We start from the raw sequence: 26,875 nt of genomic DNA, 5'->3' as shown, positions 1-26,875 counted from the left end.
TCAATCCCCACTGAACGCGAGTTCGGGCGCCTTCTCGGGCGGGTTGCGATGGATCGCCGGCTTCACCCGGAACAGCTTCATCATGGCGACGAAGAACATCGGCACCAGGAAGATGGCGATGAAGGTCGCCGTCAGCATGCCGCCGATGACGCCGATGCCGATGGCGTTCTGCGCGCCCGAGCCCGCCCCGTTGGAGATGGCGAGCGGCGTCACGCCCAGGATGAAGGCGAGCGACGTCATCAGGATCGGGCGCAGGCGCTGGCCCGCGGCCTGGAGGGCGGCCTCCGCCGCGGGCACGCCGCGATCATAGGCCTCCTTGGCGAACTCCACGATCAGGATGGCGTTCTTGGCCGACAGGCCGATGGTGGTCAGCAGGCCGACCTGGAAATAGACGTCGTTCGACAGCTTGAACAGCACGGCCGCACCGACCGCCCCCAGGATGCCGAGCGGCACGCCCAGCATGACCGCGAACGGTACCGACCAGCTTTCGTAGAGGGCGGCCAGCGACAGGAAGACGACGATCAGCGAGATGGCGAAGAGGGCCGGCGCCTGGGCGCCCGACGCCTTCTCCTCGAAGGACAGGTTGGTCCATTCGAAGCCGATGCCGGCCGGTAGCTGGCGCGCCAGTTCCTCCATCACCGCCATCGCCTCGCCCGAGCTGCGGCCGGGGGCGGCATTGCCCTGGATGTTGAAGGAGGGCACGCCGTTGTAGCGCTCCAGCTTCTGCGGCCCGGATGTCCATTGCGCCGACCCGAAGGCCGAGAAGGGCACCATCTGGCCGTTGGCGTTGCGGACGTACCACTTGTTGAGGTCGTCCGGCATCATGCGGGCCGGCGCGTCGCCCTGGAGGTAGACGCGCTTCACGCGGCCACGGTCGATGAAGTCGTTCACATAGGCCGACCCCCACACCGCCGACATGGTGTTGTTCACGTCGGCGATGGAAAGGCCCAGTGCGGCCACCCGCTCGCGGTCGATGACGAGCTGGAACTGCGGGGCGTCCTCAATGCCGTTGGGGCGGACGCCGACCAGTTCCGGCCGCTGGCGGGCTGCCCCCAGAAGCTGGTTGCGCGCGGCCAGCATCTGCTCGTAGCCGAGGCCGGCCCGGTCCTGGAGCTGGAAGTCGAAGCCCGTCGCATTGCCGAGCTCCGGCACCGGCGGCGGGGCGATGGCGAAGATGATCGCGTCCTTCACCTGGGACATGCGCGCCATCGTGCGCTGGGCCAGTGCCTGCACGCGCAGGTCCGGCGTCGGCCGGAGGCTCCAGTCGCGCAGGCGGGCGAAGATGATGGCGCCGTTCTGGCCGCGGCCGGCAAAGCTGAAGCCCACCACCGAGAAGGTGCCCTCGACGACCGCCTTCTCGTCGTTGTTGAGGTAGTTGACGACCTCGTCGACGACGGCCTGGGTGCGCTCCATGGTGGCGCCGGGCGGCGTCTGCACCTGCACGAACATCTGGCCGATGTCCTCGGCCGGCAGGAACGAGGAGGGGACGCGGCCATAAAGGACGACGACGCCCGCCACCAGCAGGGCATAGACCAGGAAGAACCGCACCGTGCGCCGCATGATGTAGCCGACGGACGCCTGGTAGCCGCGGTTGCCGCGGTCGAAGCTGCGGTTGAACCAGCCGAAGAAGCCGCGCTTGGCGTGGTGATGGCCCTTCTGCACCGGCTTCAGCATGGTGGCGCACAAGGCCGGCGTCAGGATCATCGCGACCGCCACCGACAGCACCATGGCCGAGATGATGGTGATCGAGAACTGGCGGTAAATGACGCCGGTCGACCCGCCGAAGAAGGCCATGGGCACGAACACCGCCGACAGCACCATGGCGATGCCGACCAGCGCGCCCTGGATCTGGCCCATGGATTTTCGCGTCGCCTCGCGCGGCGACAGCCCTTCCTCGGACATCACGCGCTCGACGTTCTCGACCACGACGATGGCGTCGTCCACCAGCAGGCCGATCGCCAGCACGACCGCGAACATGGTCAGCGTGTTGATCGAGTAGCCGAAGGCCGACAGCACCGCGAAGGTGCCGAGCAGCACGACGGGCACCGCGATCGTCGGGATCAGCGTGGCGCGGAAATTCTGCAGGAAGAGGTACATGACGAGGAAGACCAGCACGATCGCCTCGGCCAGGGTCTTCAGCACCTCCTCGATCGACAGCTTGATGAAGGGCGTCTGGTCGATCGGGTAGATGACCTCGATGCCCGGCGGGAAGAACGGCCGCAGGTCCTCGATGGTCTTCTGCACGTTCTTGACGGTGTCGAGCGCGTTGGCGCCGGTCGCCAGCTTGATCGCCAGCCCGGCCGCCGGGTTGCCGGTGTAGCGCGTGTCGAAGGAATAGCTCTCGGCCCCCAGCTCGCTGCGGGCGACGTCGCGCAGGCGGACCTGCGAGCCATCGGGGTTCACGCGCAGCACGATGGCGTCGAACTGCTCGGCCGTCTGCAACCGGGTCGAGCCGATGATGGTGGCGTTCAACTGCTGGCCGGGCGTGGAGGGCGCGCCGCCCAGTTGGCCGGAAGACACCTGGACGTTCTGCGCGCGGATCGCCGTCAGCACATCCAGCGCCGTCAGGCTGTAGTTGTTCAGCCGGGACGGGTCGAGCCAGATGCGCATGGCGTATTGCGAGCCGAAGAGCTGGAAATCGCCGACGCCGGCGGTGCGGCTGATCGGATCCTGGACGGTGGAGGCCAGGAAGTTGGCGATGTCGTAGTTCTTCAGGCTGCCGTCCTTCGACACGAAGCCGACGATCAGCAGGAAGTTGCGGGTGGCCTTGGTCACCCGGATGCCCTGCTGCTGGACCTCCTGCGGCAGCAGCGGCGTGGCGAGCTGGAGCTTGTTCTGCACCTGCACCTGGGCCACGTCGGCGTTGGTGCCCTGCTGGAAGGTGAGCGTCAGCTCGACGCTGCCGTCGGAGCTGCTGGACGAGGCCATGTATTGCAGCCCGTCGATGCCGTTCATTCGCTGCTCGATGACCTGCACCACCGTGTCCTGCACCGTGCGCGCGGAGGCACCCGGATAGGTGACGGCGATGCTGATCTGCGGTGCCGCGATGTTCGGGTACTGGGCGACCGGCAGGGTGATGATGGCGAGCGCGCCCGCCAGCATCATGGTGATGGCGATGACCCAGGCGAAGACGGGCCGGTCGATGAAGAATCGGGCCATGACGGCTCCTTCCGGCTCTGTTCTACTTCGCGGCAGCGGGCTTGGCGGCAGTCTGGCCGGCAGCCGGCACCGGCTTGGCCGCGACGACGCGCACCTCGGCACCCGGCCGCACCTTCTGCACGCCCTCGACGATGACGCGGTCGCCGGCGGCAACGCCGCCCGTCACCAGCCACTGGTCGCCGATCGCGCGGTCGACCGTCAGGGTGCGCTGCTCGACCTTGTTGTCCTTGCCCACCAGCAGGGCGATGGGCTGGCCGCGCTGGTCGCGCGACACGCCGCGCTGGGGGATCAGCAGGGCATCGGAGACGGCGCCCGCCTGGAGGCGGGCATGCACGAACATGCCGGGCAGCAGGAAGCCCTTGGGGTTGGGGAACTCCGCCCGCAGCGTCACCGAGCCCGTGCCGGGGCTGACCGTCACCTCCGAGAAGAGCAGCTTGCCCGGCAGGGGGTACTGCGAGCCGTCCTCCAGCACCAGCCGTGCCGGGGCCTGGCCCGCCCCGTCCGTCTCGAGCTGGCCGCTCTCCATCTGCCGGCGCAGGCGCAGCAGGTCGGCCGTCGACTGCGTCACGTCGACATAGATCGGGTCGAGCTGCTGGACGGTGGCGAGTGCGGCCGTCTGGTTGGCCGTGACCAGTGCGCCCTCGGTCACCGCCGACCGGCCGACGCGGCCCGTGATGGGCGCCAGCACCTTGGTATATTGCAGCGAGATGGTCGCGGCCTCGATCTGCGCCCGGGCCGACGCCACGTCGGCAGCGGCCTGCTGGGCCGAGGCGACCGCATTGTCATAGTCCTGCCGGCTGACGGCCTTGGCCTCGGTCAGCGGCTTGTAGCGCTGCGCCAGCAGGCGCGAGGCGGTCGACTGCGCAGTCGCCCGCGACAGGGTCGCCTGCGCGCTCTGGAGTGCCACCTGATAGCTGGCCGGGTCGATCTGGTAGAGTTGCTGGCCGGCCTCGACTAGGCTGCCCTCCTCGAACAGGCGCTTCAGGATGATGCCGTTCACCTGGGGGCGCACCTCGGCCGCGCGGAAGGGCGCGGTGCGGCCGGGCAGCTCGGTGATGATCTCCACCTTCTGCGGCGCCAGCGTCACCACGCCCACCTCGGCCGGGGGCGGCGGGGGCGGGGCTGCCTGCTTCTTGGGGGCCTGGTCGCAGGCGGCCAGCACCAGCAGGCCGGCCAGCGAAACGGAGATTGCCCGGAAATTCATGACTGTGACGTCCCCGTCGAAAGAACCGAGACCATGGTCGTTCTGGTGGCGCACGGGCGCAGGATGCGGGGCCCGCGCGCGTCACCGTCCATGGTTGGCGGTGATGTTTATGAAGAAATGTCGACTAATTCAGGGTCGCATGCTGCATGGCCCGCCCCAGGAATCGCAGGTGGGTCCGCGCCCGGCGCTCCATCTCCCCGGCGGCGCAGTCCGAATGCAGCAGCGGGTGGAGGAACACCGTCAGGGAATCCAGGACCAGTTCCGCCGTTGCCGCCGCATTGCCTTCCTTGAATTCCCCGGCGCGCATGCCGCCCTCGACCAGTTCAGTAACTATGTCGCGCAGGAGAATCTTCCAGCGGCGGATGCAGCCCCATTTTTCCTCGTTCGCAATCAGGATCAGCTCGTAGAGATTGGCCTCGTTCTCGAACCGGATGCGATGATGGGCGATGATCGAAAGGACGATATTCTCGATGCGGTCCAGATGCGTGCCGCGTTCCTGTGCTGCCATCATCACTTCGGCACGGAGCGTGTCGATATTCAGTTCGACCGTGGCTTCGACGACGGCATTCTTGGAGGAAAAGAACTTGTAGATGTTCGAGGTGGACATGCCCAATTCTTGAGCGATGTTGGCAATCGTGGTCTTGGCATAGCCACGGGCACGAAACAGTTCGTCCGCCTTGGCAATGATGCGGCCGCGCACCTGATGGCGCGGCGAGCGGGTTTGTGTCGGCGTGTTTGTGCGCTGCAAGGTGACGAAATCGATAATTCATCACCATCGCCGGGTCAAGTGCCGCGCACGCGAATGCGAGGCGGCCGCGGATCCGGCCGGTCGCGGCCTGTCGTCGAAGGCGGTGGCGGGCGGCGAATCGGGCGCGCCGCCCGCGCTGCCTACAGCCCTTGCAGGGCCGCCAGCACTTCCTCGACGTGGCCCTGGACCTTCACCTTGTTCCAGACCCCGCGGACGATGCCCTTGCCGTCGATCAGGAAGGTCGTGCGCTCGATGCCCATGTATTTGCGGCCATACATGCTCTTCTCGACCCAGACGCCGTATCTCTCGCAGACGCCGGTGTCGGTGTCGGACGCCAGGGTGAAGGGAAGCTGGTACTTGGCCTTGAACTTGTCGTGGCTGGCGACGCTGTCCTTCGATACGCCGATGATGGCGGCGTCGATCTTCGAGAAGTCGGGCATGGCGTCGCGGAAGCCGCAGGCCTCCTTGGTGCAGCCCGAGGTGTCGTCCTTGGGGTAGAAATAGAGGACCACGGGCTTGCCCTTGAGGGCAGCCAGGCTGACCTTGCCGCCGCCGTCGGTGGGCATGGTGAAGGCGGGCGCGGCCTTGCCGATATCTATGCTCATTTGACCTCCGCGGGTGTGGCGATGGAGAGGCGGCTGGCCGGCTCCTCGACCAGCCGGACGAAATGGCCGTGCGCCAGGGCGGCCAGGCGATCCATCTCCGCCTCCAGCGTTGGGAAATCGGCCATGCCGGCCGAGCGCGCCAGGGCGGCGCAATGGCTTTCGCCGGTCCCGGCCATGTTGGTGGCCTCGCCGAGCGTCAGGCGCTGGAAGCTTTGCACCCGACGCCACAGCCGCATCGCCTGGTCGAGGTCGGCGGCGGCGGCCGCGTCCAGGCAGCCGGCGGCCGCCAGGCGGAACAGCGCCTCGGTCGTGTTGGTGCTCAGCACCTGGGGATGCAGGGCGGCGTGGCGGAGCTGCAGGTACTGGGCGATGAACTCGCAGTCGACCAGCCCGCCGCGGCGCTGCTTCACGTCCCAGCCGTCGGCCGCGCGCTTCTCCTTCAGCAGGCGGGCGCGCATCGAGGCGACGTCGGCCAGCAGTCGGTCGGGGTCGCGCGGCTGCACCAGGATGTCGCAGACCGCCGCCATGATGCGGGCCGCCACCCCGGCATCGCCCGCGATCGGCCGGGCGCGGGTCAGCGCCATGTGCTCCCAGGTCCAGGCCTCGGTGCGGTGATAGTGGGCGAAGCCTTCGATGCTGGCGGCGATCGGCCCCTTGTTGCCGGACGGCCGCAGCCGCATGTCGACGTCGTAGAGCTTGCCCTCGCCCGTGGGGGCGGTGATGGCGTTCACCAGCCGCGCGTTCAGGCGGATGTAGTAGGTCGAGATCGGCAGCGGCTTGGCGCCGTCCGACGCCTCGGCCGTCGGTGGCACCTCGTAGAGGGTGACGAGGTCGAGGTCGGATCCGACCGTCATCTCGCCGCCGCCCAGCTTGCCCAGCGCCAGCACCACCATGCCGCCGCCCGCGATCCGCCCGTGCAGCTGGGCGAACTCCGTCTCCACCAGCGGCAGCAGGCCGGCCACCGCCGTCTCGGCGATGGCGGAATAGCCGGCCCCGGCCCGGTCGCCGTCCAGGGAATGGCGCAGCAACTGCACGCCCAGGCGGAACTGCTGGTCGTGTGTCCAGCGCCGGCCGAGATCGAGCGCGTCGCCGAAGTCCCGCGCCTGCGTCAGCGTGGCGGCCAGCCCCGCCGCCAGCGCCCCGGCATCGGGCAGGGGCCCCATGAAGTCCCCCACCAGGACGGCGTCGAGCCGCACCGGGTGGCGGTTCAGGTGCTCGGCCAGGCGCGGTGCCCCGCCCATCACCTGGGCCACGAAATCCAGCAGCCAGGGATTGGCCTGGAACAGCGAGAAGATCTGCACGCCGGCCGGCAATGCCGCCAGGAAGGCGTCAAAGCGCATGAAGGTGGCGTCGGGCTCGCTCGCCTTGGCGAGCGCCGCCAGCAGTTGCGGCTTCAATTCGGTCAGCAGTTCGCGGGCGCGCTGGCTGCGCAGCGAACGATAGCGGCCGCGATGCCAGTTGCTGACCACCTGCCACAGGCTGGCCGGGTCGCGGAACCCCATCTTGCGCAGGGTTTCCAGCGTGTCCGGCTCCGGCTCCGGGCCGGTGAAGACGAGGCTGCCGAGCCCGGCCGCCAGCGACGGCGCGCTCTCGAAGAGGGCGGCGTAGCGCCGCTCGACCCGGCCCAGATGGCCGAGCAGGTCGACCTCGAAGGCGGCACGGTCGGGATAGCCGAGGAAACGGCTGAAGCGCTCCAGCTCGATATCGTCGGTCGGCAGGCTGTGGGTCTGGCGGTCGGCCACCATCTGCAGGCGATGCTCGACCCGACGGAGGAAGTCATAGGCCGCGTGCAGTTCGGCATTGCCGTCCGCGTCCAGGCGTCCCGCGCGCTCCAGGGCATCCAGCGCGTCCATCGTGCGCGGCGCCCGGAGCGACGGGTCGCGCCCGCCCCAGATGAGCTGCTGGGTCTGGGCGAAGAACTCGATCTCGCGGATGCCGCCGCGGCCCAGCTTCATGTTGTGGCCGGCGACCGCGATGGTGGCGCCGCCGCGATGGGCGTTGATCTGCCGCTTGATCGAATGGATGTCCTGCACGGCGGCGAAGTCGAGATGCCGGCGCCACAGGAACGGCACCAGGAAGTGCAGGAACTGCTGCCCGGCCGCCACGTCGCCGGCGATCGGCCGGGCCTTGATCATGGCCGCGCGCTCCCAGTTCTGGCCCATGCTCTCGTAGTAGGATTCGGCCGCCCGCACTGACACCGCCATCGGCGTCGAGGATGGGTCGGGCCGCAGGCGCAGGTCGGTGCGCGCGACATAGCCGTCGGGCGTGCGTTCCTCCAGCAGGCGCACCAGCTTGCGGGTGATGCGCACGAAGCAGCGCGTGGCATCCTCGCGCCCGACATAGCGCACCCGGTTCTCGTCGAAGAGGACGATGAGGTCGATGTCGCTGGAATAGTTGAGCTCGCGCGCGCCGAGCTTGCCCATGCCCAGGATGAAATAGCCGCAGTCGCGGTCGGGCTCGTCCGGGAAGGGCAGTTCCAGGTGACCGGCGGCAGCGGCCTCGCGCAGCAGGTGCCGCACGGCCAGCGTCACGGCCGTCTCGGCGAAGGCGGTGATGGCCCCGGTGACCGCGTCCAGTTGCCACAGGCCGGTGATGTCGGCCAACGCCACGGCCAGCGCGGTGCGGCGCCGGCCGATGCGCAGGCCGCGGCGCAGCGCCTCCTCGTCGCGGCCGCTGTCCAGCGCCGCCACCTCGCGCCGCGTCAGCTCGAGCGCCGCTTCCGGCCCGTCCTCCAGCAGCAGGCGAGCGAAGCCGATCTCGGCCAGAAGGCACTCGCCCAGATAGGGGCTGCCGCCGAAAACCGCCGTCAGCAGGGCTTTCCCCGTGCTATCCTGGATGATGGCACGGGCAAATTCGGCCAGCCCGGGATCGCCGCCGTCGGCGGCGCGTTCCAGCCAATGTTCCAGACCGATGGCGGCCTGTTCGGGGTTTCCGGGAGCGGGAAGGCGCGTCGGGTCGTTCAGGGTGGCGTGGAGCGGCATCGGTGCCAGCCTATATCAAGGCTCGGCCCATATGAAGGCCGGGACGCTTGCCGGATTGGAGCCGTGTGGCTGTTGAGGGCCGGCAGCACAGGGCCGGCTGGTCTCGGGAGGTGGTTCGGGTTTGGTTCGCCGTTCGGCACGCTTGGTCTTCGAACTCTGCGGGGCATTGCTGGCCGGCGCCGCGATCGCGGTGGCGCTGGTCGCATGGCGCCTGTCCGCCGGGCCGATCGAGGTAGAGTTCCTGACCCCCTACCTGGAGGAGGCGCTGTCGGACCCGGCCGGCCAGCAAGTGGAGATCGCGCGCACGGTCATCGTCTGGCAAGGCTGGAGCGGCAACCCGGAGTTGCGCGCGGAGGGGGTCGTCGCCCGCGGCACCGAGGGGCAGGTCGTGGCGAGCGTGCCGGCCGTCGCCCTTTCGATCAGCCTGGAAAGCCTGCTGCAAGGCGTGGTCGCACCGACCCGGGTTGAGCTGGTGGAGCCCCGCCTGCACCTGCTGCGCGATGCGGACGGCAGCGTCCGGCTCGACATCGCCGGTGATGACGACCGGCCGGGAGATCCGTCCGTCGTCGACGGCTTGCTGCGCGAGTTGATGGCGCCGCCGCACCGCCAGGGGCCGCTCGGCCAGTTGCGCCGCCTGTCGGTGCGCGACGCCGTGATCGTGGTCGACGACCGCAAGCTGGGGCGCACCTGGCGTCTGCCGGATGGCGACTTCGTCTTCCGCCGCGGCGATCGCGGCCTGGACGGCACGCTGTCGATCGAGATCGACCTGGGGGCCCGGCGGCAGCGGCTCGACGGTACCTTCGTCCATCGCCTGGATGGCGGCCGGACCGAGATGAAGCTGGCCTTCGACGTGCCCGACCCGCGTGAGCTGGCGGCGCTGGCGCCGGAGCTGGCGCAGCTTGCCGCGCTGGGCCTGCCGGTGAAGGGGGAGGCGACGCTGGAGGTCGCATTTCCCGATCGTGCCGATGTCGGCAGCCCCATGGTTCGCGCCGCCACCTTCGCGCTCCGCGCGGATGGCGGCTGGATCAGCCATCCGGCCCTGCCGGGCGGCGCCGTCGCCGTTTCCGCCGGGACCGCCGGCCTGCGCTGGGATGTGGCGGGCGGCCGGATCCTGGTGGATGATCTCTTTCTCGACCTCGGCGGCCCCAGCATCGCCGTCAGCGGCCAGGTCGAGGGCATCGGCGCGGACATATTCGCCCGTCTGCGCGAGGGGCGGCAGCCCGCGATCCGGGTCGCGATGGAGACCGCCATCGTCGACCTGCCGACGCCCACCCTGTGGCAGCTCTGGCCGCAGTCGCTGGTGCCGGGCGGCCGCCGCTGGGTCGTCGCCAACATCGCCGACGGGCGCGTGCGCGATGCCCAGATCCGGGTGGCGGCGACCCTGCCGGCCGGCGGCGGCGAGGCGCGCGTGGACAAGCTGGACGGCGTCTTCTCCTACGAGGGGCTGACCGTCACCTACATGCCGGGCCTGCCGTCGGTGCGGCAGGTGCATGGCGTCGCCCGCTTCGACGATCAGCAGCTTGTGCTGGATGTGGCGGGTGGCACCCTGCTGCGGCAGACGCGCGTCGACCGCACCACCGTGCGCGTCGTCGATTTCCAGAAGCGCGAGCAGCAGATCCTGATCGAGGCGGGCACCGCCGGCCCGGCGCGCGAGGCACTGGAGGTGATCGACCGGCCGCGGCTGGGTTTCCTCGCCCGCTTCGGGCTGCGCCCGGCCGACGTGTCGGGCGATTCCACCGTGCGCATGTCCTTTGCGTTTCCGGCGATCGAATCGCTGCGCATGGACGATGTTCGCCTCAAGATCACCGCCCAGGTGAAGAAGGGGGCGCTGCCGGCCGGCGTCCGCGACTGGCGGCTGACCGACGCCGAACTCGCCTTCGAGGTCGACAAGGACAAGCTCGAGGCATCGGGCACCGGCATGCTGCTGGGCGTCCCGGTCACCATCACCGGGCGCGAGATCTTCGCCGCCAACGCGCCCATCGGCAGCGAGTACACGCTGAAGGGCCGGATGGACGAGGCCGCGCGCCAGCGCTTCGGCTACGACTATCCCCCCTGGCTGCGCGGTCCGGCCGACGTCGACCTGCTCTATCGGAGCCGGCTTCAGCGCCGCAGCGAACTGCTGCTGAAGGCCGACCTGAAGCCGGCCACGCTGACCATCGCCGAGGCCGGCTGGTCGAAGCCCCCGGGCGTGGCGGCCCAGGCGGAGCTGGCGTTCGACTTCGTGGCCGGCGACCTGCAGCATATCCGTAAGCTGCATCTGGAAGCCCCCGGCCTTAGCTTCGACGGCGCCATCGACTATACCGGGCCGGACTGGGTGCTCGACGTCCAGCAAGGGATCCTGGGCCGCACCCGGCTCGCGGGCCGCGTGCGGCCGCGGGGGCAGGGCTATGCGGCCGATATGCGCGGCCCCGTGCTGGATGCCGTGCCCCTGCTCGAAGCCGATGGCGCATCCGCGGCTGGCGGCGCGCGCAAGCCGCTCCACGTCACCGGCCGTTTCGACCGCGTGCTGCTGGGCGAGGGGCGGGACTTGACCGGGGTCGCGGGCGCCATCGACATCGACGCCGCCGGCCGCAAGCGCGGGCAACTGAATGGCCGGCTGGCGCGGGGCGGGGCGATCGCGGCGGCGATCACGCCGCTGGGCGACGGGCGCGACCGGCTGGTGGCCGAGACCGACGATTTCGGCACGATCCTGTCGGCCTTCGCCGGGCGGAACACCTTTCGCGGCGGCACGCTGCGGGTCGAGGGGGTCATCGCCGGCACCGGGCTGGCGCAGACCGTCACGGGCACGGTCCGCGGCGCCGACTATCGCCTGGTCAAGGCGCCGGCGGCGGCCAAGCTGTTCAGCGTGCTGTCGCTGAGTTCGATGGCCAGCCTGCTGCAGGGCGACGGGCTGCCCTTTGCCGACCTGCGCTTCGACTATGTGCTGAAAGGCGGCGTGCTGACCCTGCGCCAGGGGCGCGCCTATGGCGGGGCGATCGGCGGCACGTTCGAGGGCGTGGTCGACACCAATGCCTCCACCCTCGATATCGAGGGCACGCTGGTGCCGGCCTATACGCTGAACAACCTGCTGGGCAACATCCCGATCCTCGGCACCCTGCTGGCGGGCGGCAAGGACGAGGGCGTGTTCGCCGCCAATTTCCGCATGGCCGGGCCGTTCGACGATCCCGGCATCTCGGTCAACCCGCTGAGCGCGCTGGCGCCCGGCATCCTGCGCAAGCTGTTCCCGTTCCTGGAAGCAGGCGACCCGCGCAGCAGCAGCGGCGGCGGCGTGGCGCCGGACTTCCGTCAGGACGGCGTGAAGCCGCCGCCCTGACGAGAACCGGCTTCTATCCGCCGTCGCGCGGCACGCCGACCCGCGAGGCCAGCGAAGCTTCCAGGAAGGCGTCGATGTCGCCGTTCAGGACGGCATCGACGTTGGACGTTTCCACCGACGTGCGCAGGTCCTTCACCATCTGGTAGGGCTGCAACACATACGAGCGGATCTGGTGGCCCCAGCCGATGTCGGTCTTCAGCGCGTTCTCGGCGTCGGCCGCAGCTTCCCGCTTCTGCAACTCGGCCTCGTAGAGGCGCGCCTTCAGCATGTCCATCGCCATGGCGCGGTTGCGGTGCTGCGACCGGTCGACCTGGCAGGCGACGATGATGCCGCTGGGCACATGGGTGATGCGGATGGCGCTTTCCGTCTTGTTGACGTGCTGGCCGCCCGCGCCCGACGCCCGGTAGGTGTCGATCTTGAGGTCCTTGTCGTCGATCTGGATGTCGATCCGGTCGTCGACGACCGGGAAGACCCAGGCCGACGCGAAGCTGGTATGGCGCCGGGCCGCGCTGTCGAAGGGCGAGATGCGGACCAGGCGATGGACCCCGCTCTCCGTCTTCAGCCAGCCATAGGCGTTGGGACCCTCGATGCGGACGGTGGCGGACTTGATGCCGGCCTGCTCGCCGTCGCTTTCCTCCATCCACTCGACCTTGTAGCCGTGCTGCTCGGCCCAGCGCACGTACATGCGCAGCAGCATCTGCGCCCAGTCCTGCGACTCGGTGCCGCCGGCGCCGGCATGGACTTCCATGTAGGCGTCGCGCTGGTCGGCCTCGCCACTCAACAGGGTCGCCAGCTCGGCCTTGGCCGCGCGCGCCTTCAGGTTGCGGAGCGCCGTCTCGCCCTCGGTCACCGTATCGGCGTCGCCCTCGGCCTCGCCCAGTTCGATCAGGGTGACGGCATCGTCCAGGCCGCTCTCGATCTCCCGGCAGCTTGCGACCGCAGCCTGCAACTGCGTGCGCTCGCGCATCAGCGTCTGGGCGCGCTCCGAATCGTTCCAGAGGTCGGGGTTTTCGACGAGGGAATCGAGCTCGGCCAAACGCCGGAGGGCCTGATCCCAGTCAAAGATGCCTCCTCAGCAGGCCGAGCGATCCACGGATCGCCTCGACATCTGCTTGCAGTTCCGCGCGCATGCGCTGGTTCCTCGGTCTGCGGGCCGGGCATTGCCCGGCCTCGTGATCGGTGCCGGGCGTGGCCCGGCGGTGCGGCGCCTATATAGCGGGCGCGCTCAATAGATGCCACTCGGAGCGGACACCGGCGCGATCGGGCGCATGCCGGGCATGCCGCCGGCGTCGAGCGCATTGCCCACGCCCGAGATATAGGCGGGGCCGTCGACCGTGGGCTCGGTGCCGGGCTTGAAGGCCTCCATGAGGCTGTTGGAATCGCCCGGCCCCGCCAGCGCGCCGGTCGCGCGGTCGACCCGCACCAGCCGCAGCCCCGGCGGCACGCGGAAGGGCACCGCCGGCACGCCCTTCAACGCGCGCTCCATGAAATTCTGGAAGATCGGTGCCGCCGCCGATCCGCCCTGCTCGCCCGGCCCCAGCGTGCGCGGCCGGTCGAAGCCGACATAGGTCGCGACCACGAGATCCGGCGAGAACCCAACGAACCAGGCATCGAAGGCGTCGTTGGTGGTGCCGGTCTTGCCGGCGATGGGCCGCCGCAGGGCGGCCAGCCGGCCGGCGGTGCCGCGCAAAACGACGCCTTCCAGCATCGACACCATCTGGTAGGCGGTCTGCGGGTCGATGACCTGCGGGCGGGAATCCTTCAGCACGGGCATGGCCAGGCCGTCTTTCCAGGCGGCCGTCGTGCAGCCCTCGCAGGCCCGGCTGTCGTGGCGGAAGATGGTCCGACCCTCGCGATCCTGCACGCGGTCGATCAGGGTCGGCGTCACCTTGCGCCCGCCGTTGACGATCATGGCGTAGGCGGTCGCCATGCGCAGCAGCGTCGTCTCGCCGGCGCCGAGCGAGGTGGCGAGCGAGGTGTTCATCTCGTCGAAGACGCCGAAGCGCTTGGCGACGTCGGCCACCTTCTTCATGCCGATCTGCTCGGCCAGGCGCACGGTCATCAGGTTGCGCGAGCGCTCGATGCCGACGCGCATCGGCACCGGGCCCAGGAAGCGGCCGTCGGCATTGCCGGGCCGCCACAGCTCCTGGCCGGGGCCGGGCTCGAAGACGAAGGGGCTGTCGGGGATGATGGTGTTGGGCGGCATCCCCGATTCCAGGGCCGCCATGTAGACGAAGGGCTTGAAGGCCGAGCCCGGCTGGCGCTGGGCCTGGGTCGCGCGGTTGAACTGCGAGCCCTCGAAGCTGAAGCCGCCCACCATTGCCAGCACCCGGCCGGTGTGCGGGTCGAGTGCCACCAGCCCGCCCGAGACATTGGGCATCTGGCGCAGGGTGAAGCGATCGGTCTCGACGGCGGGCGCCTCGGGGGCGGCCTGGTTGCGGCCGCGCCGGGCGGGGGCCGCCGGGGCGGCGGCGGCGCGTTCGACGGCGACGACGTCACCCACCGCCACCACGTCCTGCATGCCGCGAATGGCCGGCCCCAGCTTCTGGTCGTCGAGGGATGGCCGCGCCCAGCGTACCTCGTCGACCGGGATGCGGCCGCGGGTGCCGTCGGCCAAGCCGATGCGCGCTTCGCCCGGCGATACCTGCAGGACTACCGCCAGCGACCAGGGCGCCAGGCCCGGCGGATGCGGCACGGCGGCCAGCGCGGTCTTCCACGGGTCGCCCTTGGTGTCGGGCGGAACGGTGATCTTCGTGATCGGGCCGCGCCAGCCATGGCGCCGGTCATAAGCGACCAGCCCATCGCGGAATGCCGCCTCTGCATGGGTCTGCATCACGGGGTCGAGGGTCGCGCGGACGCTGAGGCCGCCGCGATAGACCGCCTTCTCGCCGAACTGCCGCATCAGGTCACGGCGGACCTCCTCGGCGAAGACGTCGGCGCGCACGGCCTCGGCCTCGGTGCGCGAGCGGATCTCGATTGGGCTGGCGATGGCAGCCGTCGCCTCCTCGCGGGTGATGACGCCGTCCTCGGCCATGCGCTCGATGACATAGTCGCGGCGGCCCTTGGCGGCCTCCGGCCGGCGCAGGGGATGGTAGTTGTTGGGCGCCTTGGGCAGGGCTGCCAGATAGGCGGCCTCCGCCACCGTCAGCTCGTCCAGCGGCCGGTTGAAGTAGTTGAGGGCAGCCGCCGCCACGCCATAGGAATTGTAGCCGAGATAGATCTCGTTCAGGTACAACTCGAGGATGCGTTCCTTGCTGAACGACTGCTCGATCCGGTAGGCCAGGACGGCCTCCTTGATCTTGCGCTCGAACGAAACTTCGTTGGTGAGCAGGAAATTCTTGGCCACCTGCTGGGTGATGGTCGATGCGCCGATCGGCCGCTTGTTGCTGCCCAGCGCCAGCGCATTCTGCACGGCGGCGCGGATGATCCCCTGCAGGTCGATGCCGGGATGGGTATAGAAATTCTTGTCCTCGGCCGACAGGAAGGCCTGGATGACGCGCTTGGGGATGGCGCCGATCGGCACGAACACCCGGTTCTCGATCGCGAATTCCGCCAGCATCCGGCCGTCGCCGGCCTGCACCCGGGTGACCATCGGCGGGTCATATGCCGCAAGCTGCTGATAGTCGGGAAGGTCGCGGGTGTAGTGCTGAAAGACGAAGTAGCCCGCACCTGCGGCAACGACGCCCAGGGCCAGCATCAGGAACAGGAACAGGCGGGCAATCCGGAGCATGGTCAGTCGGCTACTCGGCTAATCGGGCAGGGTTGGTCGGCGCGACGGGTTCTAAGACGGCCGAACCAGGAAATTGGTTCGAGAGCCAAGAACTTGGTTCGAGAGTCTGCGTCGACAATGCGGCAGATCGACGGCGCGTTCCCCGCAGGGCGCGCTCTATAGCCCCATCGAATGACCGGTTGTGAATCTTCCGGCACGGCTGTATTCTACTGTTGCGAAAAAGTCGCAGTCCGCCGCTCGCCGGGATCGCCCCGACGCGGCGTCCGTGCGGCGGCGAACCGCCCCAGGCCCGTGGCCGGACGGCGACCGCCCTGCGGACCGAGGATCGCTGCGATGACCGTCCGAAACCAAGAAGCTGCCGGCCGACGCGTTCGACCGGGCTGCTAGGAGACAGGGAGCCCCGCCATGGCCTGCCACAGCAAGTCGTTCGGCGTTGCGGCCCCCGGCAGCCACAGCTTCGTCAATCTCGGCGCCCTCCGGCCCGTCATTCGCGCGGGTCGGGCGCGGCGCTGCGCGGAGTTCACGCCGTATGGCCAAGCGCATGTTGATCGATGCCACCCATCCCGAAGAAACACGGGTGGTCATCCTTTCCGGTAGCCGTCTGGAAGAGTTCGATTTCGAGACGTCCACCAAGAAGCAGGTCAAGGGGAACATCTATCTCGCCAAGGTCACCCGGGTAGAACCGTCGCTGCAGGCTGCCTTCGTCGAGTATGGCGGCAACCGGCACGGTTTCCTGGCCTTCAGCGAGATTCATCCCGACTATTATCGGATCCCCGTCGCCGATCGTGAGGCGCTGCTCGCCGAGCATGCCGCCGACGATGACGACGACGATGAGTTCGAGGCCGAGCCCCGGCGGCGGCAGCGGCGCCCGCGCCGCGGCGGTCGCGACGGCGGCGGCCGCGAGGCCCAGAGCCAGGATGGCGACGAGTCGCGCGCCGAGCACCGCGAGGAAGCGGCCGGTGGCGAGTCGCATGAGAGCGATGCCCCGGCGTGGGACCATCGCCTGTCCGCCGGCTACCAGCCGGAGGCCGCGGCGCCTGAGGCCGCCGAAGGCGACGGCGGCGATGCCCGGCCGACGCCGGCCATGCCGACCGCCGAGGGGCTGTTCGTCCCCAGCCTGCGGTCCGAGCCGTTCGCGGCCGAGTCCACCGAGCAGGCGCCGGTCGAGGCGCAGCCCGCAGCCGTGATCCAGGCGGCCGACACCGACCCCGAGGAAGCGCCCGCTGCGGAAGCGGCACCGATCCCGGAAGCCGGGCACGACCACGACGAGGCATCTGCCGCGAGTGACGAGTCGTCCGCGGCCGAAGATGGCGCGCACCAGGACGGCACGCTCCAGGATGGGGCGACCGCGTTCGAGCCGCTGGAGCCCGCCCCGCCGCAGACGGCCGAAGAGGAGTCCGAGCGGGTCGAGGCGGCCGAGGCGATCGAGACGCTGGGTGGTGACGAGCTGGAAGACGTGCGCCGCCGCCGGCAGCGCAACACCCGCCAGTACAAGATCCAGGAAGTGGTGAAGCGCCGGCAGATCCTGCTGGTGCAGGTGACGAAGGAAGAGCGCGGCAACAAGGGCGCGGCGCTGACGACCTACCTGTCGCTGGCCGGCCGCTATTGCGTACTGATGCCGAACGCCGGCCGTAGCGGCGGTGGTGTCTCGCGCAAGATCGTCAATCCCGTCGACCGCCGCCGCCTGAAGTCCCTGATCGAGGAGATGCAGCTGCCGGAGGGCATGTCGGTCATCGTGCGCACCGCCGGCAGCGAGCGCACGCGGGCCGAGATCAAGCGCGACCTCGAATACCTGCTGCGCCTGTGGGACGAGATCCGCGAGCTGACGATGCAGTCCACGGCACCGGCGCTGGTGTACGAGGAAGGCAAGCTGATCAAGCGCGCGATCCGCGACCTCTATTCGCGCGACATCGACGAGATCCTGGTCGAGGGCGAGGACGCCTATCGCGAGGCCAAGGATTTCATGCGGATGCTGATGCCGAGCCACGCCAAGCGCGTGCAGCCGTATCGCGATCCGGGCGTGCCGCTGTTCAACCGCTTCCAGATCGACCAGCAGATCGACGCGATCCACAGCCCGGTCGTGCAGCTGAAGTCCGGCGGCTACATCGTCATCAACCCGACCGAGGCCCTGGTCGCGATCGACGTCAACTCCGGCCGCTCGACCCGCGAGCGCAACATCGAGGAGACGGCCTACCGCACCAACCTCGAGGCCGCCGACGAGATCGCGCGCCAATTGCGCCTGCGCGACCTGGCCGGGCTGATCGTCATCGACTTCATCGACATGGAGGAGGGGCGCAACCAGCACGCCGTCGAACGCCGCCTGAAGGAGGCGATGAAGGTCGATCGCGCCCGCATCCAGATCGGTCGCATCAGCCCGTTCGGCCTGCTCGAGCTGTCGCGCCAGCGCCTGCGCCCCAGCATCTTCGAGACCTCGACCCAGCCCTGCCCGCATTGCGGCGGCACCGGCCATATCCGTTCCACCGAATCGACCGCGCTGCACGTCCTGCGCGCCATCGAGGAGGAGGGGCTGCGCCGCCGCAGCGCCGAGATCCGCGTGATCGTGCCGACGTCGGTCGCGCTCTACATCCTGAACCAGAAGCGCGCGACCCTGTCCGACATCGAGCGCCGCTATGCCTTCGACGTCATCATCGACCGCGACGACGAGCTGATCCCGCCCGACTACCGGCTGGAGAAGCTGCGCGTCCGCTCCGCCAGCGAGGCGCCGCCGTTGCCGGCACCCCTGCCGGTCGTGCCGGAGGATGACGACCTCGACATCGCCGACGAGGAAGCAGCCGACGAGGAGGAGGCCGAGGAGGCCGCGGCCGAGAACGCCGCCGCCGATGCGGGCGAGAGTGCCGCGGGCGAGGCCGGCGGCGAGGACGACGATGGTGGCCGCCGCCGCCGCCGCCGCCGCCGTCGCCGTGACGAGCGCCCGGGCGATGAACGGCAGGGCGACGAACGGCAGGGCGATGAGCGGCCGGGTGAAGAGCGCGCCCAGTCCGAGGACCGTGGCGAGGGTGACGGGCAGGCCGAAGGCGATGGCCAGGCGGAGACCGTTGTGGCCGGCGAAGCCCCGGGGGCCGGCGACGCACCGCCGGCCGAAGGCGAAGCGGCCCAGGCCGAGGACGGCGACGACGAGGAAGAGGGCGGCGAGCCCGGTGCCGAGGCGGCCGGCGATGACGAGGAGCAGCAGGCACGCCGCCGCCGCCGTCGTGGCCGCCGTGGCGGTCGCCGGCGGACCCGGCGCGAGGACGAGGCGGGCGGCGAGGGCGAGGCCGCGACGGCCGAGGCCGGTGCCGAGGCGTCGGCAGCGACCGAGGCGGCCGCTGCCCCCGAAGTTCGCCAGCCGGATGCCCGTCCCCCCGAATCGCGTCAGCCAGAGCCGCGTCAGCCCGAACCGCGCCAGTCTGAGCCGCGCCAGTCCGAGTTGTTGGCCCGGCCGGTCATCCGGCCGCCGCTGAATACCCGCGATGCGGTCGAGGCCCTGTTCGAGGCGATCGAGATCAACCGCGAGCAGGCCGCGACCCGGCCGGCGACGCAGGCCCCGGCCGTCCCGGCCGAGGATCCCTGGCGGTTGAACCTGCCGCTGCCGCTGCCCGAGCCGCAGCCCCCGGCGGCGCCCGCCGCCGAGGCCCCGGCCACCGACAGCACCCCGGTCGGCGGCCCGGCCGAGCCGGTCGTGATCGTCGACCCGCCCGTGGCGGCCGAGCCGGAAACGGTGGCCGTGTCCGAGGCCGCAATGCCCGAGGCGCCGATGGCCCAGCCTGTGGCGTCCGAGCCTGCGGTGGCCGAACCGGTAGCCGCGGAGGCGGCAGCCGTGAGCGAGCCGGCGCCGGCGGCTGCCCCGGAGCCGGCCCCCGTCGAGCCGAAGGCCGCAGCCGCTGCGGAACCGCCAGTCGCCGCACAGCCCGTGGTCGAGGCAGCGGTGGTCGAGGCGGCAGTTGCGCCGGAGCCGGTATCGGCGGCCCCGGCCGCCGACGAGCCGTCCCGCCCGGCCCGCAAGGGCTGGTGGCAGCGCCTGGTGGAGACGCGCTGACCGGCCGACCCGGCCGCTCGGCTTCTACAGATGGCCCCGCCCGTCCCAGACGGGCGGGGCTTTTCTTTGGCTCATGCCGGCTTGGGGTTTGCCGTCACCGGTCGCTGAACAGGCTGGGACGCCAACCCGCTCGGGTCACGCCCGGGCGACGATCAAGGGGCGAGCGCCGCCCGCCAGTCGATCTCGCCCCCGACCGGCCCGGCGGCAAACCAGCGCTGGCTACGGTCGCCCAGCACCGGGCGGGCCGGGTCGCCCGACAGGCGGGCGGCCGGCTGCGGCTCGCCGCCGCGCGGGCCGTGGGTCGACCACCAGCTTGTGCTGATCGCGGCCGACACCTTGCCGGCCGCCTCGGAGCGCACACCCTGGTCCTCGGCCCGGCCGAGCAGCGCCGTCGATGTCGGCGCGATGCTGGCGGTCAGGCGACCCAGCGTGCCCAGGGCGGCGGCCACGCCGTCGCGCGGGGCCACGAACCCCAGGACGACCGGTGCCGACCAGGCCTGCTGGCCGCGGTCGCCGGGTGCCCCATCGGTGGCGGCCAGGACATAGGCAGCGACCGGGCCGTCCTTGCCGTTGCAGGAGAGTGCCACCTCGCCCGGCTCGAGGTCGCCGCGCGGCGGGGTCGGCATCATGGCCAGTGCCAGGATCGGCGCCAGGTCGAGCCGGCGGCGGCGATACTCGGCCTTGGGCTCGTCGGTGCAGCGGCCGGCCAGCAGGCGCATCCCGTGCACCTCGGCAAAGCCCAGGCCCGGCATCAGGCGCGCGACCAGCACGGGCGTGCCGTCCGAATTGCGGAAACTTGCCCCCTCCTGGATGCCGGCCGTCTTCAGCTTCTCGGTCGGCAGCAGGAACAGCGGCAGGTCGGGGTCGCTCAGGAAGACGCGGGTGGCGCCGTCGGGGGCGGCCAGGTTCACGACCCAGGCGGGCGTGCCGTCGCGGCCCGGCTGGGTGCCGCCCGTCACCGTCCAGCCTTGCGGCACCTCTGCCGCGAAGCCGCCCGCGGGATCGGCCCAGCGATAGGTGCGGGGTGCGGCCGGCCGGGGCGGGGCGGGGCACCCTCCAGGCGGATCGAGGCCAGCAGGCCGGCGATCGACCGGCCATCACCGGGCATATCGGTTGCTAACGCGAAGAGGGCGGCCGAGGCGCCGTCGCCGGCCGGCACCGCGCTGAGCCAAGCGCGGCCGACGGGCCGTCCATCGCGCAGCAGCGGCCTCGACAGCCCGCCGGCGCGCTGCTCCGCCGGTCCAGCCGCGAGTCCAGTCGCGTGGGCGGCGATCGCCTGGTCCAGCAGCTCCGCCCGGTCGGCGTCGGACATGGCGCCCGTGCGGTGGAGCGGCCACCAGACGACGCGCGCATCGCCCGGCCCCCGGGCCGTCCAGGCGCCGACGTCGGACAGGGTGGCGTTCCAGTCGGCCGGCAGGCGGGCCTCGACGCGGCCGAACCGCTGGGGCGTTGCCGCAACGGTCGCCGGGTCGAGGCCCACCCGAACGGCGCGAAAGGCAAAACGCCCGGGGCCGACGGCAACGAGCCCCGCCCGCGTTCCGGCGGTGGGCGCCAGCGGCGCGGTGGCGACGCGGATGCCGTTGGCGGTGATCGCCAGCTTGCCCGCCTCCTCGGCCACGGCCAGGCGGATGAAGCCGGTGGCGCCGGGCAGCTTGCGCGTCTCGACCTTGTTCAGCCCGCTCTGGTCGCCGCGGAACAGGCCGATCTCGCCCGTGCGCTCGACCAGGACCATGGAAAAGCGCCGCGCCGCGCCGGCACCCTGCACGTCGAACAGCAGGCCGGCGCCGACGAGTGCGTCGGCCGCCGCGTTGCCGGGCTCGCTGCGCACCTCGGCCGCCAGCGCCAGCGGGCCGGCCGGGGCGGCGATCGAAACGAATCGGGCACCGTAGGGCGACGAGCGATTGGCCAGCACATAGGCGTCGTCGACGATCGCCATTTCCCAGTCGCCCGCCCTGCCGATCACGCCCTGGGGCGCCAGGGGGCCCAGCAGGCGGGTCAGCGCGTCGGCGGCGGGCGTGGACTGGCCGGCCGCCGGCAGCGCAAGCGCCATCAGGACCGCCGCCGCCAGCCCGCCCAGGCGGGCCGCCACGGTCATTTCAGCGAGGCCAGGCCGCGCGTCAGGCCCTGGAGCGACAGCGGCAGGACCGCGGCTGCCCCCTGGGGCGAACGGAACATCACGACGGACTTGGTACCGCCGCGCAGGCGCTTCTGCATCTCGTCGTCCAGCGTCATGGCGGCGGTGCAGGCGCCAGCGTCGCAGCCCTGGACGGGAATCGAGATGACCGGGCTCTCGTCGATGCGGAAGCCGATGCCCGCTTCGCGATTGATGCTGACGGGCAGCTTGAAGACCATCGCCATCTTGCGGTCCGACGTCAGCCGGCCGATGGCGACGGCCAGGATCGGGTTGCGCGGGCTGTCGGTCGGCGCCACGAGCTGGCGGAGCGAACAGATCTCGGTCCGGCCGGAGCGCTCGCAGCCGCGCAGCCAGCTTCCGAAGGTTTGGGGGGCGGCCGGTGCAGCGGCCGGCGGCTGCTGGCCGCGCTGCTGGGCGGTGGCCGGGGCGGCGATGCCGGCAAGGGCGAGCAGGGCGGCGGCGGCTGCCATTGGGCGAATGGGTCGCATGGCCGTTCGGGTCAGGAGATTCGACATACCGCTATCTAGTCGCTAAATGGGCGCTTCGCCACCGCCCCGCACCGCAGTTGGCCAATGAAATCACCCGAAATGCGGTCTTCGGGTCGTTGACTTGGGTGGGGGGCGTCACTATGGTCCGCGCTCTTTTTCCGCCCGCCCTCCGGCGCGGGCTTCGAGGATTTTGCGATGAAGGTCGTCAACTCTCTGAAGTCGATGAAGAAGCGCGACAAGAATTGCCGCGTCGTGCGGCGCAAGGGTCGCGTCTACGTCATCAACAAGACCAACCCGCGCTTCAAGGCCCGCCAGGGCTGAAGCCCGGCCGCGGGCGACGGTGTGGCGCCGCCCGCGCTTGACCCCGCCCGCCCAGCCGCTACCCTGCCGCCTGTGATATATTAGGCGGCAGCGGCCAGCCCCCGAAACGGGACGGCCGCAGGCCAGCGTCCAGGGGAGGGGTCGTCCATGCTGATGCCCGAGCCCGACCGTGCCACCATGGCGCGGCGGGACGAGATCGTAGCGGCCCTGCGGGCGATCGTGCCCGGCGGGGTCATCGATCGTGCCGAGGGCATGCGCGTCTACGAGTCGGACGGGCTCACCGCCTATCGCCAGCTACCGCTGGTCGTCGTCCTGCCGGAGACGACGGCGCAGGTGGCCGAAGTCATGCGCTGGTGCGGCGCCAACCAGGTGCGCGTGGTGCCGCGCGGCGCCGGCACGTCGCTGTCGGGCGGCGCGCTGCCGTTGGCCGACGGGGTGCTGCTCGGCATGGCCCGCTTCAACCGCGTGCTGTCGATCGACGCCGACAATCGCTGCGCCGTCGTCCAGCCGGGCGTGACCAACCTCGGCATCTCCCAGGCCGTGGCCCATCTGGGCTTCTATTACGCGCCCGACCCGTCGAGCCAGATCGCCTGCACCATCGGCGGCAACGTGGCCGAGAATTCGGGCGGCGTGCATTCCCTGAAATACGGGCTGACCACCAACAACGTGCTGGGCGTCGAGATCGTCACCATCGACGGCGAGGTGATCCGCCTGGGCGGCCGCCATCTCGATTCGGAAGGCTACGACCTGCTCGGTATCGTCATCGGCTCGGAAGGGCTGCTGGGCGTCGTCACCGAGGTGACGGTGCGCATCCTGCCCAAGCCGGCGACAGCGCGCGCGGTATTGATCGGTTTCCCCACCAGCGAATCGGCCGGCGGCTGCGTCGCCGCCATCATCGCCGCCGGCATCATCCCGGGCGGGATGGAGATGATGGACCGCCCGGCCATCCATGCGGCCGAGGATTTCGTCCATGCGGGATATCCCCGCGACGTCGAGGCGCTGCTGATCGTCGAGCTGGACGGGCCCAAGGCCGAGGTCGACCACCTGATCGAGCGCGTGGCCGCCATCGCCCGCGACCAGGGCTCCGTCACGCTGCGCATCAGCGAGACCGAGGCCGAGCGGCTGATCTTCTGGGCCGGGCGCAAGGCGGCCTTTCCTGCCGTCGGCCGCATCAGCCCCGACTATTACTGCATGGACGGCACCATCCCGCGCCACCGCCTGCCGCTCGTGCTGTCGCGCATGCGCGAGATGGAGGCCGTGCATGGCCTGCGCGTCGCCAACGTCTTCCATGCGGGCGACGGCAACCTGCACCCGCTCATCCTCTACGACGCCAACAAGCCGGGCGAGCTGGAGCGGGCGGAGGCCTTCGGGTCCGACATCCTGCGCCTGTGCGTCGAGGTCGGCGGCGTGCTGACCGGCGAGCACGGGGTGGGGGTGGAGAAGCGCGACCTGATGGGCACGATGTTCAACGAGTCCGATTTGGCCCATCAGCAGCGCCTGAAATGCGCCTTCGACCCGGACGGCCTGCTGAACCCCGGCAAGGTCTTCCCGACGCTGCATCGCTGTGCCGAGCTGGGCCGCCTGCATGTCTCGGGCGGCAAGCTGCCCTTTCCCGACCTGCCGCGCTTCTGATGATCCTCACCCCCGACGACCCCGCCCGCCTGGCGGAGATGGTTGCGGGCGCGCTGGCCGACGGCGCGCCGCTGGAACTGGTGGGTGCCGGCACCAAGCGCGGCCTGGGCCGGCCGATGCAGGCCGCGACGACGCTCGACTTGTCCGGCCTGACCGGCGTCACCCTCTACGAGCCCGAGGAACTGGTGATGTCGGCCCGCGCCGGCACGAAGCTGGCGGCGATCGAGGCCGAACTGGCCGCGCGCGGCCAGATGCTGGCCTTCGAGCCGCCCGACCATGGCCCGCTCTATGGCGGGCCGGCCGGCGCACAGACGATCGGCGGGGTGATCGCCACCAACCTCGCCGGCCCGCGCCGCATCAAGGCCGGGGCCGCGCGCGACCATTTCCTGGGGTTCGAGGCGGTCAGCGGTCGTGGCGAAGCCTTCAAGTCCGGCGGCCGCGTGGTGAAGAACGTCACCGGCTATGACCTGTGCAAGCTGGTGGCGGGCTCGCACGGCACGCTGGCGGCCCTGCACCTCGTCACCTTCAAGGTGCTGCCGGTGCCCGAGAAGACGCGCACCGTGCTGCTGTTCGGGGCCGATGCCGTGGCGGCGACGGCGGCGATGGCGGCAGCCCTGGGCAGCCCGCACGAGGTGGCGTCGGCCGCCCATCTGCCGGCCGCCGTGGCGGCCCGCTCCACTGTCGATTTCGTGCGTGCGGCCGGCGTTTCGGTGACGGCCGTGCGGGTCGAGGGGCCGGAGCCCTCGGTCGCCGTGCGCTGCGCTGCCTTGCGCGAGCTGCTGGGTGCCCGCGGCGCGGTCGAGGAACTGCATTCCATGCGTTCGGCCCGCCTGTGGGCCGAGATCCGCGACGTGGCGAGCCTGCTGCCCGATGCAGGGGCTGCCCTCTGGCGCCTGTCGGTCGCCCCCATGGACGGGCCCGGCGTCGCCGCCGCGATCGCCCGCGACCTGGCGTGCGAAACCCTGTTCGACTGGGGCGGCGGGCTGGTCTGGCTGGCGACGGCTGCCACCGGTGATGCCGGTGCGCGGACCGTGCGGGCAGCGGTGGACGCGGTCGGCGGCCATGCCACCCTGCTGCGCGCGCCCGAGGCCGTGCGCGCCGTGGTGCCGCCGTTTCATCCCCAGCCGGCCGGGCTGGCCGCGCTCGCGCGCCGGGTGAAGGACCAGTTCGACCCGCGGCGCATCCTCAACCCCGGCCGCATGGCCGCCGACCTCTAGGCCCCGGCATGCAGACCAACTTCTCCCTCGCGCGGCTGGCCGACCCGGATATCGCCGAGGCGGACAAGATTCTGCGCGCCTGCGTCCATTGCGGCTTCTGCACCGCCACCTGCCCGACCTATGTGCTGCTGGGCGACGAGCGCGACAGCCCGCGCGGCCGCATCTATCTCATCAAGGAGATGCTGGAGAACGAGCGGCCGGCGACCGAGGACGTGGTACCGCACATCGACCGCTGCCTCTCCTGCCTGTCCTGCATGACGACCTGCCCGTCGGGCGTGCACTACATGCACCTGGTCGACCACGCCCGCCGTCATATCGAGGAGACGGGCCGCCGGCCCTGGCCCGACCGCGTGCTGCGCGGCCTGCTGGCTTTCGTCCTGCCGCGGCCGCTGGCGTTCCGCCTGGCACTGGCGGGGGCGGCCCTGGCGGGGCCGGTCGGCCGGCGCCTGCCGGGGCGAATCGGCGCCATGTTCCGCATGGTGCCACGCAACGTTCCCGGGCCCTCGGCGCAGGAAGGGCCGCGCACCTTCCCTGCCACGGCCCCCCGCATCAAGCGCGTTGCCCTGCTCGAAGGCTGCGCCCAGAAGGTGCTGGACCCGGCGATCAACGAGGCGACCGTGCGCCTGCTGACACGGCTCGGCTGCGAGGTGGTGGTGGCCCGGGGCGCCGGCTGCTGCGGCGCGCTGGTCCACCATATGGGCCGCGAGCATCCGGCACTCGACCAGGCCCGCGCCAACGTGGACGCCTGGACACGCGAGATCGAGGGGCAGGGGCTGGACGCCATTGTCGTCAACGCGTCGGGCTGCGGCACGACGGTGAAGGACTACGGCTTCATGCTGCGGGGCGACCCGGCCTGGGCCGACAAGGCCGCGCGGGTGTCCGCCCTGGCCAAGGACGTCTCGGAGGTCGTCGAGGGGCTGGGTCTCGGCCCGCGGGTGGAACTGCCGCCCGTGCGCGTGACCTACCACGCCGCCTGTTCGCTCCAGCACGGCCAGCGCGTGCGCGAGGCGCCGAAGGCGCTGCTGGCGGCGGCAGGCTTCACCGTGTCGGAGCCGGCCGAGGGCCATCTCTGCTGCGGCTCGGCCGGCACCTACAACCTGCTGCAACCGGAACTGGCGACCCGCCTGCGCGACCGCAAGCTGGCCAACCTCGCCGCTACGGTCCCGGCCGTCATCGCCACCGGCAACATCGGCTGCATGACGCAACTGGCATCGGGAACCGGCACCCCGGTCGTGCATACGGTGGAACTGCTGGACTGGGCCACGGGCGGCCCGCGGCCGGAGAAGCTGGGATCGCTGGCGGCCTGA

Annotated in this window: 16 protein-coding genes; 6 read left to right on the top strand and 10 right to left on the bottom strand. The window is 70.9% G+C overall.

Annotated features, from left to right (window positions below; all coding sequences use genetic code 11):
* From STVA_RS19810 to STVA_RS19790, 5 genes are all read right to left on the bottom strand, one after another.
* A complete protein-coding gene (locus tag STVA_RS19810; protein WP_123695744.1) occupies nt 1-3,159 on the bottom strand; it encodes an efflux RND transporter permease subunit in 3,159 nt (1,052 codons plus the stop codon).
* A 22-nt stretch (nt 3,160-3,181) separates the two neighbouring features.
* On the bottom strand, nt 3,182-4,363 hold the full coding sequence (locus STVA_RS19805) for an efflux RND transporter periplasmic adaptor subunit (protein WP_123695746.1): 1,182 nt from the start codon (nt 4,361-4,363) through the stop codon (nt 3,182-3,184).
* 124 nt (nt 4,364-4,487) lie between these two features.
* Complete coding sequence (locus STVA_RS19800) at nt 4,488-5,111, bottom strand: TetR/AcrR family transcriptional regulator (protein WP_170216768.1); 624 nt, start codon at nt 5,109-5,111, stop codon at nt 4,488-4,490.
* A gap of 140 nt (nt 5,112-5,251) precedes the next feature.
* The gene (gene bcp, locus STVA_RS19795; RefSeq protein ID WP_123695753.1) at nt 5,252-5,716 is read right to left on the bottom strand and encodes a thioredoxin-dependent thiol peroxidase; all 465 of its coding nucleotides are present in this window, start codon (nt 5,714-5,716) and stop codon (nt 5,252-5,254) included.
* Nucleotides 5,713-8,697: a bifunctional [glutamine synthetase] adenylyltransferase/[glutamine synthetase]-adenylyl-L-tyrosine phosphorylase gene (locus tag STVA_RS19790; protein ID WP_123695756.1), complete on the bottom strand. Its 2,985-nt coding sequence runs from the start codon at nt 8,695-8,697 to the stop codon at nt 5,713-5,715. Before STVA_RS19790 ends, bcp begins: the two co-directional genes overlap by 4 nt.
* Nucleotides 8,698-8,818: 121 nt before the next feature.
* On the opposite strand from STVA_RS19790, the gene STVA_RS19785 reads away from it, so the two are divergent.
* A complete protein-coding gene (locus tag STVA_RS19785; protein ID WP_170221608.1) occupies nt 8,819-12,010 on the top strand; it encodes a YhdP family protein in 3,192 nt (1,063 codons plus the stop codon).
* Nucleotides 12,011-12,023: 13 nt separating this feature from the next.
* Here STVA_RS19785 and prfB read toward each other — a convergent pair.
* Nucleotides 12,024-13,140, bottom strand: a protein-coding gene (gene prfB / locus STVA_RS19780) for a peptide chain release factor 2 (protein WP_123695760.1) whose coding sequence is annotated in 2 segments (ribosomal slippage) — nt 12,024-13,070 and nt 13,072-13,140 — 1,116 coding nt in all. Because the reading frame shifts where the segments join, the coding sequence is not laid out codon by codon here.
* Nucleotides 13,141-13,235: 95 nt separating this feature from the next.
* On the bottom strand, nt 13,236-15,740 hold the full coding sequence (locus STVA_RS19775; RefSeq protein ID WP_123695762.1) for a penicillin-binding protein 1A: 2,505 nt from the start codon (nt 15,738-15,740) through the stop codon (nt 13,236-13,238).
* Nucleotides 15,741-16,269: 529 nt separating this feature from the next.
* On the opposite strand from STVA_RS19775, the gene STVA_RS19770 reads away from it, so the two are divergent.
* Nucleotides 16,270-19,776 carry an Rne/Rng family ribonuclease gene (locus STVA_RS19770; RefSeq protein ID WP_123695764.1) on the top strand — a complete coding sequence of 1,169 codons (3,507 nt, stop codon included), beginning with the start codon at nt 16,270-16,272 and terminating at the stop codon, nt 19,774-19,776.
* A 152-nt stretch (nt 19,777-19,928) separates the two neighbouring features.
* Here STVA_RS19770 and STVA_RS27740 read toward each other — a convergent pair whose 3' ends face one another.
* From STVA_RS27740 to STVA_RS19755, 3 genes are read right to left on the bottom strand one after another with little or no spacing between them, the layout of a single operon-like run.
* Nucleotides 19,929-20,735, bottom strand: a complete 807-nt coding sequence (locus STVA_RS27740; RefSeq protein WP_170221607.1) for a hypothetical protein — start codon at nt 20,733-20,735, stop codon at nt 19,929-19,931.
* Nucleotides 20,732-21,871, bottom strand: coding sequence for a hypothetical protein (locus STVA_RS19760; RefSeq protein WP_142235829.1), 1,140 nt, complete (start codon nt 21,869-21,871; stop codon nt 20,732-20,734). Before STVA_RS19760 ends, STVA_RS27740 begins: the two co-directional genes overlap by 4 nt.
* On the bottom strand, nt 21,868-22,398 hold the full coding sequence (locus STVA_RS19755) for an invasion associated locus B family protein (protein WP_170216770.1): 531 nt from the start codon (nt 22,396-22,398) through the stop codon (nt 21,868-21,870). Before STVA_RS19755 ends, STVA_RS19760 begins: the two co-directional genes overlap by 4 nt.
* 195 nt (nt 22,399-22,593) lie before the next feature.
* On the opposite strand from STVA_RS19755, the gene ykgO reads away from it, so the two are divergent.
* The 4 genes from ykgO (at nt 22,594) to glcF (ending at nt 26,875) form a co-directional block, all read left to right on the top strand.
* Complete coding sequence (gene ykgO, locus STVA_RS19750; RefSeq protein ID WP_123695768.1) at nt 22,594-22,719, top strand: type B 50S ribosomal protein L36; 126 nt, start codon at nt 22,594-22,596, stop codon at nt 22,717-22,719.
* A 147-nt stretch (nt 22,720-22,866) separates the two neighbouring features.
* The gene (locus STVA_RS19745) at nt 22,867-24,351 is read left to right on the top strand and encodes an FAD-linked oxidase C-terminal domain-containing protein (RefSeq protein WP_123695770.1); all 1,485 of its coding nucleotides are present in this window, start codon (nt 22,867-22,869) and stop codon (nt 24,349-24,351) included.
* Complete coding sequence (gene glcE, locus STVA_RS19740; protein ID WP_123695772.1) at nt 24,351-25,568, top strand: glycolate oxidase subunit GlcE; 1,218 nt, start codon at nt 24,351-24,353, stop codon at nt 25,566-25,568. Before STVA_RS19745 ends, glcE begins: the two co-directional genes overlap by 1 nt.
* A gap of 8 nt (nt 25,569-25,576) precedes the next feature.
* A complete protein-coding gene (glcF, locus tag STVA_RS19735; RefSeq protein ID WP_123695773.1) occupies nt 25,577-26,875 on the top strand; it encodes a glycolate oxidase subunit GlcF in 1,299 nt (432 codons plus the stop codon).

Source organism: Stella humosa, from assembly GCF_006738645.1.
GTDB classification, from domain to species: domain Bacteria; phylum Pseudomonadota; class Alphaproteobacteria; order ATCC43930; family Allostellaceae; genus Allostella; species Allostella humosa.
Note: the sequence above shows the minus strand (reverse complement) of the source record. Positions and strands in the feature narration are given on the sequence as shown.